The 13,040-nt window shown below is 78.6% G+C and carries 14 protein-coding genes and 1 pseudogene; 6 read left to right on the forward strand and 9 right to left on the reverse strand.

The window, feature by feature from the left end:
* On the forward strand, positions 1-283 hold a 283-nt coding region (locus tag ACZ3J7_RS14775; protein ID WP_465620563.1), incomplete at its 5' end, for a phosphorylase family protein.
* Here the strand turns inward: ACZ3J7_RS14775 and ACZ3J7_RS14780 are convergent.
* Both ACZ3J7_RS14780 and ACZ3J7_RS14785 read right to left on the reverse strand, forming a co-directional pair.
* Positions 255-680 (reverse strand): hypothetical protein, encoded by a 426-nt coding sequence (locus tag ACZ3J7_RS14780; RefSeq protein WP_465620565.1) that lies wholly within the window; start codon positions 678-680, stop codon positions 255-257. The genes ACZ3J7_RS14775 and ACZ3J7_RS14780 overlap by 29 nt on opposite strands.
* A gap of 1 nt (position 681) precedes the next feature.
* The gene (locus tag ACZ3J7_RS14785) at positions 682-1,803 is read right to left on the reverse strand and encodes a molybdopterin-dependent oxidoreductase (RefSeq protein WP_465621098.1); all 1,122 of its coding nucleotides are present in this window, start codon (positions 1,801-1,803) and stop codon (positions 682-684) included.
* A 234-nt stretch (positions 1,804-2,037) separates the two neighbouring features.
* Here ACZ3J7_RS14785 and ACZ3J7_RS14790 point away from each other — a divergent pair, with 234 nt between their 5' ends.
* From ACZ3J7_RS14790 to ACZ3J7_RS14800, 3 genes are read left to right on the forward strand one after another with little or no spacing between them, the layout of a single operon-like run.
* A complete protein-coding gene (locus ACZ3J7_RS14790; RefSeq protein ID WP_465620567.1) occupies positions 2,038-3,375 on the forward strand; it encodes a hypothetical protein in 1,338 nt (445 codons plus the stop codon).
* Positions 3,376-3,427: 52 nt separating this feature from the next.
* Entirely contained in the window at positions 3,428-4,141 is a 714-nt protein-coding gene (locus ACZ3J7_RS14795; RefSeq protein ID WP_465620569.1) for a molybdopterin-dependent oxidoreductase, read from the forward strand.
* Complete coding sequence (locus ACZ3J7_RS14800) at positions 4,125-4,730, forward strand: cytochrome b/b6 domain-containing protein (RefSeq protein WP_465620571.1); 606 nt, start codon at positions 4,125-4,127, stop codon at positions 4,728-4,730. Before ACZ3J7_RS14795 ends, ACZ3J7_RS14800 begins: the two co-directional genes overlap by 17 nt.
* Before the next feature lie 300 nt (positions 4,731-5,030).
* Here the strand turns inward: ACZ3J7_RS14800 and ACZ3J7_RS14805 are convergent, their stop codons facing one another.
* From ACZ3J7_RS14805 to ACZ3J7_RS14815, 3 genes and pseudogenes are all read right to left on the reverse strand, one after another.
* The gene (locus ACZ3J7_RS14805) at positions 5,031-5,717 is read right to left on the reverse strand and encodes a methyltransferase domain-containing protein (protein WP_465620572.1); all 687 of its coding nucleotides are present in this window, start codon (positions 5,715-5,717) and stop codon (positions 5,031-5,033) included.
* Positions 5,714-6,394, reverse strand: a complete 681-nt coding sequence (locus ACZ3J7_RS14810) for a TIGR04282 family arsenosugar biosynthesis glycosyltransferase (RefSeq protein WP_465621100.1) — start codon at positions 6,392-6,394, stop codon at positions 5,714-5,716. The genes ACZ3J7_RS14805 and ACZ3J7_RS14810 overlap by 4 nt, the downstream gene beginning before the upstream one ends.
* Positions 6,368-7,024: pseudogene (locus tag ACZ3J7_RS14815) on the reverse strand (glycosyltransferase family 2 protein); the annotation flags it as partial. The pseudogene ACZ3J7_RS14815 and the gene ACZ3J7_RS14810, both read right to left, overlap by 27 nt.
* A gap of 219 nt (positions 7,025-7,243) precedes the next feature.
* Here ACZ3J7_RS14815 and ACZ3J7_RS14820 point away from each other — a divergent pair.
* Positions 7,244-8,008, forward strand: a complete 765-nt coding sequence (locus tag ACZ3J7_RS14820; RefSeq protein ID WP_465620574.1) for a response regulator transcription factor — start codon at positions 7,244-7,246, stop codon at positions 8,006-8,008.
* Positions 8,005-9,147: a sensor histidine kinase gene (locus ACZ3J7_RS14825; protein WP_465620576.1), complete on the forward strand. Its 1,143-nt coding sequence runs from the start codon at positions 8,005-8,007 to the stop codon at positions 9,145-9,147. Before ACZ3J7_RS14820 ends, ACZ3J7_RS14825 begins: the two co-directional genes overlap by 4 nt.
* Positions 9,148-9,216: 69 nt before the next feature.
* On the opposite strand, the gene ACZ3J7_RS14830 is transcribed toward ACZ3J7_RS14825, so the two are convergent.
* The 4 genes from ACZ3J7_RS14830 to ACZ3J7_RS14845 form a co-directional block, all read right to left on the reverse strand.
* Positions 9,217-10,272, reverse strand: a complete 1,056-nt coding sequence (locus ACZ3J7_RS14830) for an NAD-dependent epimerase/dehydratase family protein (protein WP_465620578.1) — start codon at positions 10,270-10,272, stop codon at positions 9,217-9,219.
* A gap of 215 nt (positions 10,273-10,487) precedes the next feature.
* A complete protein-coding gene (locus ACZ3J7_RS14835) occupies positions 10,488-11,156 on the reverse strand; it encodes a response regulator transcription factor (RefSeq protein ID WP_465620580.1) in 669 nt (222 codons plus the stop codon).
* The gene (locus ACZ3J7_RS14840) at positions 11,153-12,346 is read right to left on the reverse strand and encodes a sensor histidine kinase (RefSeq protein ID WP_465620582.1); all 1,194 of its coding nucleotides are present in this window, start codon (positions 12,344-12,346) and stop codon (positions 11,153-11,155) included. Before ACZ3J7_RS14840 ends, ACZ3J7_RS14835 begins: the two co-directional genes overlap by 4 nt.
* A gap of 7 nt (positions 12,347-12,353) precedes the next feature.
* The gene (locus ACZ3J7_RS14845; RefSeq protein WP_465620584.1) at positions 12,354-13,037 is read right to left on the reverse strand and encodes a DUF998 domain-containing protein; all 684 of its coding nucleotides are present in this window, start codon (positions 13,035-13,037) and stop codon (positions 12,354-12,356) included.
* Positions 13,038-13,040 lie beyond the last annotated feature (3 nt).

Raw genomic sequence — 13,040 nt, forward strand, 5'->3', positions numbered from 1 at the left:
CGGCTGGTCCGCCGTCGGCATGACCGGCCACCCCGAAGCCGTCCTCGCCCGCGAACTCGCCCTCTGCTACACCTCCCTGGCCCTGGTCACCGACCACGACGCCGGCGTCGAGACCGGCCAGGGCGTCACCCACACCGAAGTACTCCACGTCTTCGCCCACAACCTCGACCGCCTGCGCACCGTCCTGCTCACCACCCTCGAAACCCTCCCCACCACCCGCGACTGCCCCTGCTCCCACGCCCTGGACGGACTGGTCACCGGTCTCGCCGGGGTGCCCTCCTGACCTCCCCGGCCCTCCTGACGGCCCGCCGGACGAGCGCGAGGAGGGCGGCCGCGACGGCGGTCACCGCGAGGAACAGCAGCCAGTTCCGCAGGTAGGGCAGCGGCAGCAGAGTCGGGTTGCCGTGGTCGTCCCCGGCCCGCAGCACCGCGGGGACGGCCACCGCGCTCACGGCGGCCGCGACCACCAGCCAGCCGCGCAGCACCGGCCGGCCGGTCGCGGCCGCGCCGAGCGCGCACACCAGCGGCAGCCACAGCCCGTCGTGCAGCACCACCAGCCCCGCCGCCCACAGCAGGACGCCGGACGGGCCGGTGACGTACGGGTCGGTCAGCAGGCCCAGCAGGCCGCAGGCGAGCAGGGCGAGGCCGCCGAGCAGGAGGGCGGCGCGCAGGATCCGCACCTCAGACCGCCTCGATCCGGGCGACCCACTTGGTCTGCAGCACCCCGGGCCGGTTCGGCGCGACGATCCGCGCCGGGAAGCCGTGGTCGGGCGTCAGCGGGCGGCCGTCGAGCGCGAGGGCGAGCAGGGTCAGCGGGTCGTCGGCGTACCCGGCGGGCATCTCGGTCACCCGGTACGGGCCCTCGGCCTCCAGCGAGGTGATCCGCACCGCCGAGCCGGCCGGGATCCCGGCCCGGCGCAGCAGGTCGGCCAGGCGCACGCCGGTCCAGCGGGCGTCGGCGCTCCAGCCCTCGACGCAGGCGATCGGCAGGTCGGCGGTGGCCTGCGGCAGGGCGCGCAGCTCGGCGAGGCCGATCCGGTAGCGGGCCGGGCCGTCGACGGTCAGCCGCCAGTCGGCGGGGACGGCGGCGGTGCCGGCCTGCGCGGCGGTGCGGTTGACGGGGAGGGTGCCGGTGCCGGGGCGGGTGCCGGGGCGGCGCGGGGCGAACAGGTCGAGGCCGCGCAGCCCGGGCACGGACTGGCCCGCGGTGGTGAGGGTGACCGCGCCGACGGCGGCGGCCGTCGCCGCGAGCACGGCCCGCCGCGCGGGCAGCGGGACGGAGTCGGCGCGGCGCCAGTGCGCGGCGATCTCCGGTGCCTTGACGGCGAGGTGGACCAGCAGCGCGCCGACGGCCGTCCACGCCGTCCAGTAGTGGGTCTGCCGGAACGGGAACGGCCACGGGTACCACTGCAGGGTGTTCAGCAGGCCGGTGAACAGCTCCAGCAGCACCGCCGCGACCAGCAGCGCGATCGACAGCCGCTCCAGCAGGTGCGGGACGCCGCGCACCGGCGGCCAGGCGAACAGCCGCGGGTACACCGTCCACAGCTTCGCGCCCGCCAGCGGGATCGCGGCCAGGCCGGCGATCACGTGCAGGCCCTGGGTGACCCGGTAGCCGTCCACCGGGCGGGACGGCAGCCGGCCCGCCAGCCAGGGCGGCGGGTCCTGGAGCAGGTGGCTGACCAGGCCGGTGGCGAAGCACAGCAGCAGCGCCGCACCCAGCCACCGGCCGAGCACCACCGCGGTGCGCGGCTCGTGCGCGGCGGAGCGGAACGCGCCGGGGCGCAGCGGACCGCGCCGCAGCACGGCGGGCGGGGCGGGTGCGGCGGGCGGCGGCGGGTCGGCGTGCCGCCGGGCGGGGAAGGAGTCGGGGTCCACGGGCCCATCGAAGCGCGCCCGGCGGCCGGGGCGGCGCTGCGACGTGCTTACGGAATCCGAACGGCGGCGCAGCGGCGCGGGAGCGGGCCGGAGTCCTTACGGAACCCGGACGGCGCACCGTGCCGAGGCCGCCCGGGCGCCCGCCGGTGCGAGGGTGGGCCGGTGACCGCACGCCCCGTCCCGCTCTGCGTCCTCGCCGTCGCCGCCCTGGCCGGCTGCCTCGCGCTGACCTTCACCACCGGGGGCACCCTCGGCAACCGGCTCCCGCTGTACGGCTGGTACGCCGCCGACGCCGCCCTGTTCGCCCTGTCCCTGCTCGCGCTGCGCCGGGTGCCGCGGCGGCGGGTGGCGCGGCTGGTGCTGGCCGGCGGCGTGCTGGTCGCCGCGGTCGGGCTGCTGGCGCCGCCGCGGACCAGTGACGACGCCTACCGGTACGGCTGGGACGGGAAGGTGCAGGCGGCGGGCGTCTCCCCGTACGCGCACGTTCCCGAGGACCCGGCGCTGGCGCGGCTGCGCGACGCGGGCCGGTTCCCGGTCGGCGACGGCTGCGCGGGGTGGGACGAGCGGCGCACCGCCGACGGGGCCTGCACCCGGATCAACCGGCCCGGCGTGCACACGGCCTACCCGCCGCTGGCCCAGGCGTGGTTCCTCGTCCAGCGCCCGTTCGGTGACGGCGCGCGGGTCGCGCAGGCGGCCGGGGCGGTGCTGGCGGTGGCGACCACCGGGGCGCTGCTGGCCGTGACGGGCGGGCGGCGGCGGGTCGCGCTGTGGGCCTGGTGCCCGGGGGTGTCGGTGTGGGCGGTCAACGACGCGCACGTCGACGCCCTGGGCGCGCTGCTCCTGGTGGTCGGCCTGGGCTGGGCGGTCCGCGGGCGGCCGGCGGCGGGCGGGGCGGCGCTGGGCGCGGCGGCGGCGGTGAAGCTGCTGCCCGCGCTGGCCCTGCCGGGGGCGCTGTCGGGCGTGCTGTCCCGGTGTCCGGTCCGGGCCGGGCTGGGCCCGCTCGCGGCGGCCGCCGGGATGTTCGTCCTGTGCTACCTGCCGTACGTGGTGGCCTCGGGGGCCGGGGTGCTCGGCTACCTGCCCGGCTACCTGCGCGAGGAGGGGTACCGGCAGGGCGGCCTGGAGCGGTTCGGGCTGCTGCGCCTGGTGCTGCCCGACCGGCTCGTGCCGTGGGCCGGGGCGGTGGTGCTCGCCGCGCTGGTGTGGCGGGTGCTGCGGTGCGGCGATCCGGCGCGGCCGTGGCGGGGCGCGCTGCTGGTGACCGGCGGGGCACTGCTGCTGGCCGCTCCCGCCTACCCCTGGTACGGGCTGCTGGTGGTGGCGCTGGTGGCGCTGGACGGCCGGTGGGAGTGGCTGGCGGTGCCCGCGGCCGGGCAGCTGCTGTACCTGGCGGGCGGCAGCGGGGTGCAGCGACTCGCCTACGGCGCGGCCCTGTCGGTGGTGGTGCTGGGGGCCGCCCGGCGGGTCCGGGTGCCGCGCGCGCAGATGACGGAAGTCTGACGGCTCGCCCGCGCCCCTGGGCAACGGCCGCTCCGGCTGGTCGAATCACCCCGTGGACGACAACGACGACGAGACCCGCGGCACCCCGGTCGGCCGCCGGGTGGTGCTCGGACTGCTCGGCCTCGGCGCCGCCGGGGTCGCGGCCGGGCCCTGGCTGCAGCGCGCCCAGGACACCGTGGTGCGCAACGACCCGACCGGGCTGAGCGGGCTGCTGCCGGGCGGGGGCGGCTTCCGGTACTACTCGGTGACCGCCTCGGTGCCCGAACGCGGTGAGGCCGACTACACCCTCACCGTCGACGGCCTGGTGGAGCGGCCCGCCACCCTGCGGCTGGCCGACCTGCGGGCCCTGCCGCAGCGCCGCCTGGTCCACGACGTGCAGTGCGTCACCGGCTGGCGGGTCCCCGCGACCCCGTTCGAGGGCGTCCCGCTGGCCGCGCTGCTGGATGCCGCCGGGGTCCGGCCGGAGGGCCGGGCGGTGAGCTTCGGCTGCTTCGACGGGGCCTACACCGAGAGCCTGACGCTGGAGCAGGCCCGGCGCGACGACGTCCTGGTGGCCCTGCGGATGCAGGACGCCCCGATCGGCCACGCCCACGGCGGCCCGGCGCGCCTGTACGTCGCCCCCATGTACTTCTACAAGTCCGCCAAGTGGCTGTCCTCGATCACCGTCACCGACACCGTCCGCCCCGGCTACTGGGAACGGCTCGGCTACGACGTGGACGCCTGGGTCGGCCGATCGAACGGACGCGACGATGCACCCACCGGCTGACCGCCGCCCCCGCTTCACGCCCGCGCAGCGCCGGGCCCACCGCGCCACCGCCGTCCTGATGCTCACCTGCCTGGCCACCGCGGCCTGCCTCTACCTGCCGCCGCTGTCCCAACTCGTGGGCCGCCGAAGGCTGCTGGCCACCGTGCACGAGTGGAGCGGCCTGCTGCTGCCCATCCCGCTGCTGCTGGCGCTGGCCACCCGGGCGATGCGCCGCGACGCCACCCGGCTCGGCCGGTTCACCGCCGCCGACCGCACCTGGCTGCGCACCGTGCGCCGCCGCCGGGTCGGGCCCCGGCCGGCCGGGAAGTTCAACGCCGGGCAGAAGCTGTACGCGCAGTGGACGCTCGGCACGATGCTGGTGCTGCTCGGCACCGGCTTGCCGATGTGGTTCACCGCCCTCCTGCCCACCGGGTGGCGCACCGGCGCGACCTTCGTCCACGACTGGTTCGCGTTCGCGGTCGCCGTGGTGGTCCTCGGCCACCTGCGGATGGCCCACCAGGACCCGGAGGCGCGCCTCGGCATGCGCACCGGCGCCGTCGACCGGGCATGGGCCGAACGGGAGCACCCGCAGTGGACGGAACCGGACTGACAGTCCGTCAGAGGCGTTCCAGGACGAGGAAGGAGCGGCCGCCCGGGCGCGCGCAGCGTCGCGGCCGACCCGCAGCACGCCCAGCGGAACGACGCACCGGCGCCGTCGCCCGAACGGGAGCACCCGCAGTAGGCGGAACCGGACTGACGGGCGTCAGGGACGGTGCAGGGCGAGGAAGGACCGACCGCCCGGGCGCGCGCAGCGTCGCGGCCGACCCGCAGCGCACCCAGCGGAACGACGCACCGGCACCGCCGTCCGAGCGGGAACACCCGCAATGGGCGGAGCCGGACTGACTGACGGTCAGGGACGGTGCAGGGCGAGGAAGGAACGGCCGTGCGACCGCCAGTGCTCGGCCGGCGCCAGGCCGGCGGCTCCGGCGTGCCGCAGCGTCGCGGCGGGTCCGCAGCGGGCCCAGCGGAACGGCGGGCCGGCGCCGTCCGGGCCCTCGACCCGGACGTCCGCCACCTCGTCCACCTCGTGCGCCGCGGTCTCCACCAGCAGCAGGCCGCTGGGGGCGAGCAGTGCGGCGGAGCGGGCCAGCAGGGCGGCCGGGGCGCCGCCGATGCCGAGGTTGCCGTCGGCCAGCAGCACGCCGCCCCAGCGGCCCTCGGCGGGCAGCCGGTCGAACACCGAGCGGCGCAGCGCGAGGGCGCCCAGCCGGGCGGTGTGCGCCACGGAGGCCGCGCAGACGTCCACCCCGAGCGCGGGGACGCCCGCCGCCAGCAGCGCGGCCACCAGCCGGCCGGGCCCGCAGCCCAGGTCCAGCACCGGCGCGGGCAGGTCCAGGCAGCGCAGCACCAGCCCGTGGTCCGCCCCGGCGGCCGGCGCGCACCAGCGCTCCACCTCCAGCGCCAGCCGCGTCCCGTCCGCCCGGCGCAGCCACAGCGGGCCCCGCCCGGCCCGCACCGCCCGCCCGAACGGGTCGTCGACCCAGGGTTCGGCGGCGGCCGGGGCCGGGGTGCGGTCCTGCGGCACGGTACGGCTCACCGGGTCGCTCCGGGGGCGGCCGCGAACTCCCGCAGCCGGGCGGCGAAGCGGGTGCCGGGTGCCAGCGCGGCGACCCGGGCGGCGTCCTGCGGCCCGTCCACGTCCAGCAGGGCGGGCAGCCGGCGGACCGTCAGGCCGTTCACCGCCAGCCGGTCCAGGACGTGGCGGCCGGTGTCGGCGGTCGACATCGGGACGCCGTGCAGCAGCCGGGCGGCGCGGCGGGCGTCCGGGCGGGCCAGGCCGAGGGCCCAGAAACCGCCGTCCTCGGCGGGCCCGAACCAGGCGTCGACGCCCGGGCGTTCGGCCGCCGACAGCGGTGCGGCGAGGGCGGCCGGGTCGAGCTGCGGGGTGTCCATGCCGACCAGCAGCGCGGGGGCGTGCGGGGCGAGCCGGGCGGCGTGGGCGAAGGCGGCGGCGAGTCGGCGGTCCAGGCCGCCCGTGCCCTGCGGGACGACCTCCCAGCCCGGCGGCAGCCAGCGGCCCGGGGCGCCGTCCAGGACCAGCAGGCGCCGGCCGGCCGGGACGAGGGCGAGCGCGGCCAGGGTGTCGGCGAGCGCGGCCTCGGCCAGGTCGGCGGCCTGCCCGGGGGTGAACGCCGGGGTCAGCCGGGTCTTCACCCGGCCGGGCACCGGCGCCTTGGCGATCACCAGCAGGGTCGGCGGCGGGGCCGCGAGCACGGCGCGCATGTCGCGCACCGCCTGCCGGGTGCCGCGCACCGTCCCGGTCACCTTCGAACGGCCCGCCCGCGGACGGTAGTCGACCGGCACCTCGGCGATCCGCATCCCGGCGGCCGACGCGGACAGCACCGCCTCCAGCGGGTAGCCCGAGCGCCGGTCGCCCAGCCCGAGGGCCAGCAGGCGCTCCCGGCGCGCCGCCCGCATCGGCCCGAGGTCGTGCAGGTCGGCGCCGGTCAGCGCGCGCAGCCGTCGGGCCAGCACCAGGTTCGCCAGCCGGGCGTGCGGCGGCCACGCCCCGGGCGAGGTGGGCCGCCGCCGTCCCAGCACCAGGTCGGCCGTCCCCGCCGCCACCGGGCCGACCACCCGGGGCAGTTGCGCGGGGTCCAGCGACCCGTCGCAGTCCAGGAAGCACACCAGCTCGGCGTCGGCCGCCAGCAGCCCGGCGTGGCAGGCCGCGCCGAAGCCCCGGCGCGGCTCCGCCACCACCGTCGCGCCCAGCTCGGCCGCGATCCGCGCCGAGCCGTCCCGCGAGCCGTTGTCGACCACGATCGCCCGCCAGCCGGCCGGCACCCGGCCCAGCACCCAGGGCAGCGCCCGCGCCTCGTCCAGGCAGGGCAGCACCACGTCCACCGAGGACGGGAGAAGAGGAGGAGGAGGAGTCACGGGCGCCACGCTAGCCACGCCCGGCCCCGCCGCGGCCGAGCCGCGCCCTTACGGAAGTCGTACGGCGCACCCGCCCGGCAACACCCGCCCGAGCGGCGGGCAGCGGATCTTACGGAACCCGAACGTGGGCCCGGGCGCGGGCCGGACCGGCGCCGCCGACCGTCCCGCGCTCGTATCCTCGGGCGGGTGAACCCCAGCCCCGCCCCCGTGCCCGCCCCCGCCGGACCGCCGGAGCCCGCCCGCATCCTGGTCGTCGACGACGACCCGACCGTCGGCGAGGTCGTGGCCGGCTACCTCACCCGGGCCGGCCACCTGGTCGACCGGGCCGAGGACGGGCAGCGCGGACTCGACCTGGCCGAACGCCACCGCCCCGACCTGCTCGTCCTCGACCTGATGCTGCCCGGCCTCGACGGCCTCGAAGTGCTGCGCCGCCTGCGCGCCCGCCCCGACCGCCCCGACCTGCCGGTGGTGCTGCTCACCGCCAGGGGCGACGAGGCCGACCGCGTCCTCGGCCTCGAACTCGGCGCCGACGACTACGTCACCAAGCCGTTCAGCCCGCGCGAACTCGTCCTGCGCGTCCAGTCGATCCTGCGCCGGGCCCGCACCGCCGCGACGGCCGTCCCGGCGGGCCCGCTGCGCTCCGGCGACCTGGCCCTCGACCCGCGGGCCCGCCGCGCCCACCGGGCCGACCGCGAACTGGCCCTCACCAGCCGCGAGTTCGACCTGCTCGCGTTCCTCCTGCGGCACCCCGGGACGGTGTTCTCCCGGCAGGAGCTGATGCAGCGCGTCTGGGGCTGGGACTTCGGCGACCTGTCGACCGTCACCGTCCACGTCCGCCGCCTGCGCGAGAAGATCGAGGACGACCCCGGCGCGCCCGAACTGATCAGCACCGTCTGGGGCGTCGGCTACCGCTACGACCCGGCCGCCGGGGCCCGGGGCGGTGCGGCGTGAAGGACCTGCTGCTGATCGCCCTGTTCGCCGCGCTCGGCGCCGCCGCCGCCGGACTGCTCGGCCTGGCCGCGCTGCGCGTGCTGCGCCGCCGCTCGCTGGCGCTCACCCTGTTCGCCGTCGCCGGGGTCAGCGTCCTCGCCGTCACCTCCGGCACGCTCGCGGTCGCCCAGGCGATGTTCCTCTCCCCCCACGACCTCGGCGTGGTCGTCACCGTCCTGGCGATGGCCTCGGTGGTCGCGCTGCTCACCGCCGCGCTGCTGGGCCGCCAGGTCACCGCGGGCGGCCGGGCGCTGGCGGCGGCCGCCCGCACCGTCGGCGGCGACGCCGGGTTCACCCCGCCGGACCGGCCGCTCGGACGGGAACTGGCCGCCGTCAGCGCCGAACTCGCCGCCACCAGCGCCCGGCTCGCCGAATCCCGGGACCGCGAACGGGCCCTGGACGCCTCCCGGCGCGAACTCATCGCCTGGATCTCGCACGACCTGCGCACCCCGCTGGCCGGCCTGCGCGCGATGGCCGAGGCCCTGGAGGACGGCGTCGCCGAACGGCCCGAACGCTACCTCACCCGGATCCGCACCGAGGTGGAGCGGCTCACCGGCATGGTCGACGACCTGTTCGAACTCTCCCGGATCCAGGCCGGGGCGCTCTCCCTCACCCTCTCCCGGGTCTCCCTGCACGACCTGGTCGACGACGCGCTGGCCGGCGCGCACCCGCTGGCCCGGCAGCGCGGCGTGCGCCTGGAGGGCCGCGTCGAACCCGCCCCGGTCGAGGCCGACCCCCGGGAGATCACCCGGGTGATCGGCAACCTGCTGGTCAACGCGATCCGCGCCACCCCGCCGGACGGCGTCGTCGCCGTCTCCACCCGCCGGGAGGACGACGCCGTCGTGCTCGCCGTCACCGACGGCTGCGGCGGCATCCCCGAACCCGACCTGCCCCGCGTCTTCGAAACCGGCTGGCGCGGCACCCCCGCCCGCACCCCCCGTCCCACCTCCGGAGCACCGGACGCGGCCGACAGCGGCGCCGGCCTCGGCCTCGCCATCGTCCGCGGCATCGTGGAGGCCCACGACGGCCGGGCCCGCGTCCGCAACGTCGACGGCGGCTGCTGCTTCGAGATCACCCTCCCGGCGGCCCGACGGGCCTGACGGCACGGGGACGGGACCGGCGGGCGGCGTCGGGGAGGCGTCGCCGTCCCCGGCGCGGCCGACCGGCCGTCAGGTGCGCTGCGGGGCCGCCGCGAACTCGGCCGTTCCGGTGTCGAAGGCCACCCGGGGCCGCCAGTCGAGCTCCGCGCGCAGCCGCGCCGAGTCCGCGGTCACGTGCCGGACGTCGCCCAGCCGGTACTCGCCCGTCACCACCGGGGCCGGACCGCCGGAGGCCGTGGCCAGCGCCCGCGCCATGTCCCCGACCGTGCGGACCTCGCCGCTGCCCACGTTGTACGCCCGCACGCTGCCCGCCGGACGGTCGGCCAGGGCGGCCAGGGCCGCCGCGTTGGCCGCGGCCACGTCCGCGACGTGGACGAAGTCGCGGCGCTGGCCGCCGTCCTCGAACACCCGCGGGGCCTCGCCGCGCGCCAGCGCCGAGCGGAACAGCGAGGCCACTCCCGCGTACGGGGTGTCCCGGGGCATCCCCGGCCCGTACACGTTGTGGTAGCGCAGCGTCAGGACCCGTCCGCCGCAGGCCCGCGCCCAGGCGGACGCCAGGTGCTCCTGCGCCAGCTTCGTCGCCGCGTACACGTTGCGCGGGTCGGCCGGGGCGTCCTCGCCCACCAGCCCGGGCAGCAGCGGCTCGCCGCACACCGGGCACGGCGGCTCGAAGCGGCCCGCGTCCAGCTCGGCGGCCCGGCGCGGCCCGGGGGCGACCGGCCCGTGCGCGCCGCAGCGGTACGCGCCCTCGCCGTAGACCACCATCGACCCGGCCAGCACCAGGTCCCGCACCCCGCGCCGGGCCATCGCCGCCAGCAGCACCGCCGTGCCCAGGTCGTTGCACCCGGCGTACGCGGGGGCGTCGTCCAGGTCCACGCCGAGGCCGACCATCGCCGCCTGGTGGCAGACCGCCGTCACACCCTCCAGCGCGGCCTCCACCGCCGCCGCGTCCCGCACGTCGGCGTGCCGGAACTCCGCGCCCGCCGGCACCGCCGACGGCAGCCCCGAGGGGTGCACCGCGGGCAGCAACGCGTCCAGCACCCGTACCTCGTGGCCGTCCGCGAGCAGCGCGCCGACCACGGCGGAGCCGATGAAACCGGCCCCGCCCGTCACCAGGATCCTCATACCGGCCGACGCTACCCACGCCCGGCCCGGAAACGGCGCGACCGGCCGGTGACGTCACCGACCGGTAAGGGACGGCGCCCGGGAACCGCCCCGCCGCGTTCCGGCGGTGGACCGGTGGGCCGGCGGGCCCCCGGCACGGACGCCTCGCGTGCACGACGCCGCGTCACGCGGCGCTGCGTGCGGACCCGCCGGGGCCGTGGTCGCCGCCCCGGGCGTCACCGGCCGCCGGCGAGGACCAGGCCCGTCTCGTAGGCGAGGATGACCAGTTGGGCGCGGTCGCGGACGCCGAGCTTGGCGATCGCGCGGGTGACGTGGGTCTTGGCGGTGAGCGGGCTGATGACGAGCCGGGCGGCGATCTGGTCGTTGGACAGGCCGGTCGCGATCAGGCGGGTCACTTCGCGTTCCCGCGCGGTGAGCACGGCGAGCCGTTCGGCGGTGTCGGTGGGGGCGGCCGGGCGGTGGGCGAACTGCTCGATCACCCGTCGGGTCGCGCCAGGTGAGAGCAGCGCGTCGCCGGCCGCGACCGCGCGGACGGCCTGGCGCAGGTCGTCCGGCTCGGTCTCCTTGGTGAGGAAGCCGCTCGCGCCCGCGCGCAGGGCCGCGAAGACGTACTCGTCGGTCTCGAAGGTGGTGAGGACGATGACGCGGCAGTCCGCCAGTGCGGGGTCGTCGACGATGGTCCGGGTGGCGGTGAGGCCGTCGGTGCCGGGCATCCGGATGTCCATGAGGACGACGTCGGGGCGGACGGCGCGGGCGGTGCGGACCGCCTCGTCGCCGGTGCCCGCCTCGCCGACCACCTCGATGTCCTCGGCGCGGGCGAGGAGACTGCCGAATCCCGCCCGCACCAGGGCCTGGTCGTCGGCGAGGAGCACCTTGATCGTCACGGGCGGAAGCCTGGCACGGGAATGGCGGCCCGCACCAGCCACCCGTCCCCCTCGCCGCTCCCGCGCGGTCCGGCGGAGAAGTCCCCGCCGAGCGCCCGGACCCGTTCCTCCATCCCGCGCACCCCGTGCCCGGCCGTCCCCGGGGGCCGGGCCGGTGCCCGGCCGTCGTCGGTAACGCTCACCTCCACCCGGCCGCCGCCGCACCGGACGTCGACCTCGGCCCGGGACGCCCGCGCGTGGCGGACCGTGTTGGTGAGGGCCTCCTGGACGATCCGGTGGACGGCGAGGGAGACCGGCGCGGGGACGGCGGCGAGGTCGCCCGCCGTCCCCAGCCGGACGTCCAGCCCGGTGGACCGCACGCGGTCGACGAGCGCCGCGATCTCGGGGACCCCGGCGGCGGGGTCCTGCGGGGCCTCCCCCGGGGCGCGCAGCACGTGGACGAGCGCGCGCAGGTCCCGCAGGGCCTCGGTGCGGACCTGCTGCGCGGTGCCGAGGGCGGCGCGGGCCTCCTCCGGGGAGTCGTCCAGGGCCTCGGCGGCGACCCGGAGTTGGAGTCCGACGACGGTGAGGGTGTGCCCGACGACGTCGTGCAGTTCCCGGGCGATGTCCAGGCGGGCCTCCGCGATCCGCCGGCCGGCCTCCAGGTCCCGCTCCCGCGCGGCCCGCAGGAGGCGCTGGTCGAGTTCGGCGCGCCAGCGCAGCCGGTCGCGGTAGGCGGTGGCGGCGGCGAGGAGCGCCGCGAGCCAGAGGGCCTCGGCGCCCAGCGAGCCGAGGGCCTCGCGCGGGGTGGCGCCGCCGGCGCTCGTCTCCCAGACGCCGGCGAAGGCCAGTTCGGCCAGGCCCGCGCCGACCGCCCACGGCAGGCCGGGGCGGCCGGGCCGGTCCGCCGCGGCCAGGGTGGCGTACGCGGCGGACACCGGCCACACCCAGCCCGTGTCGGTGAGCCCGGCGGTGCGGAACACGACCATGGCCTGCACGCCGAGCAGCAGCACGGCGAGCGGCCACCGGCGGCGGGCCAGGAGCAGCGCGCCCAGCCACAGGGCGAGCGGCAGGGCGCCCGCGGCGTCCAGCCGGCCGCCGAGCCGGACGGTGCCGGCCAGGACGGCGGCGACGGTGCCCGCCGCGAGGAGGCCGTCGACGAGCCGGGCCGTGCGGGGGTCGGCCGGGGCACGGACGCCGGTCTGTTCCATGCGCCGATCATGCACGACGGTCCCGCCTCCGCCCGGGGCGGGGGCCCGCCGCCGCCAGGGCGAGCGCGACCCACCCGAAGTCCGCGGCCAGCACCAGGCGTTCGGCGAGACCGACGAGCGTGGGGGCGCCGCCCAGCCCGAGCGACGGGCCGCCGTCCATCACGTCGACCAGGAGGACCGCGAGCACCGCGGTGGCCGCGGCCGAGGCCCCGGCCAGGACGTTCAGGGCCGTCCGCAGGCCGGGCCGCCGGGCCGCGAGCACCCCGCGGAGCAGCAGCGCGGCGGCCGGCAGGGCCGCGAAGGCGAGGAAGGCGGCGTTGCCGTGGACGAGTTCGGAGGGCGAGGGGCGGCTCCAGCGGCCGGGCGGGTCCGCCGGGAAGAGCGCCGCGACCAGGACGCCCACCGTCCACACCGCGAGCGCGGCCCGCCCCGCCCGCCCCGCCCGCCGGGGCCCGGCACCGGCACCGGTCCTGAGGCGCGCCACCAGGGCGGCGGAGGCGGCGCCGACGGCCAGCAGCGCCGCCGGGAGCAGCCAGCCGGCCGTGCCGTGCACGTACCGGCTGAGGGTCTCGCTCACCAGGTCGTACTCCGGGTTGAGCGCCTCCACCGCGGCCATCGCCAGGGCCCCGGCGCCGACCAGGGTGAGCGGGGCCCGTGCCCCCGTGGCCGGAGCCGTGTCCGTCGCCGTCATGCC

This window comes from Kitasatospora sp. NPDC015121 (genome assembly GCF_055562955.1).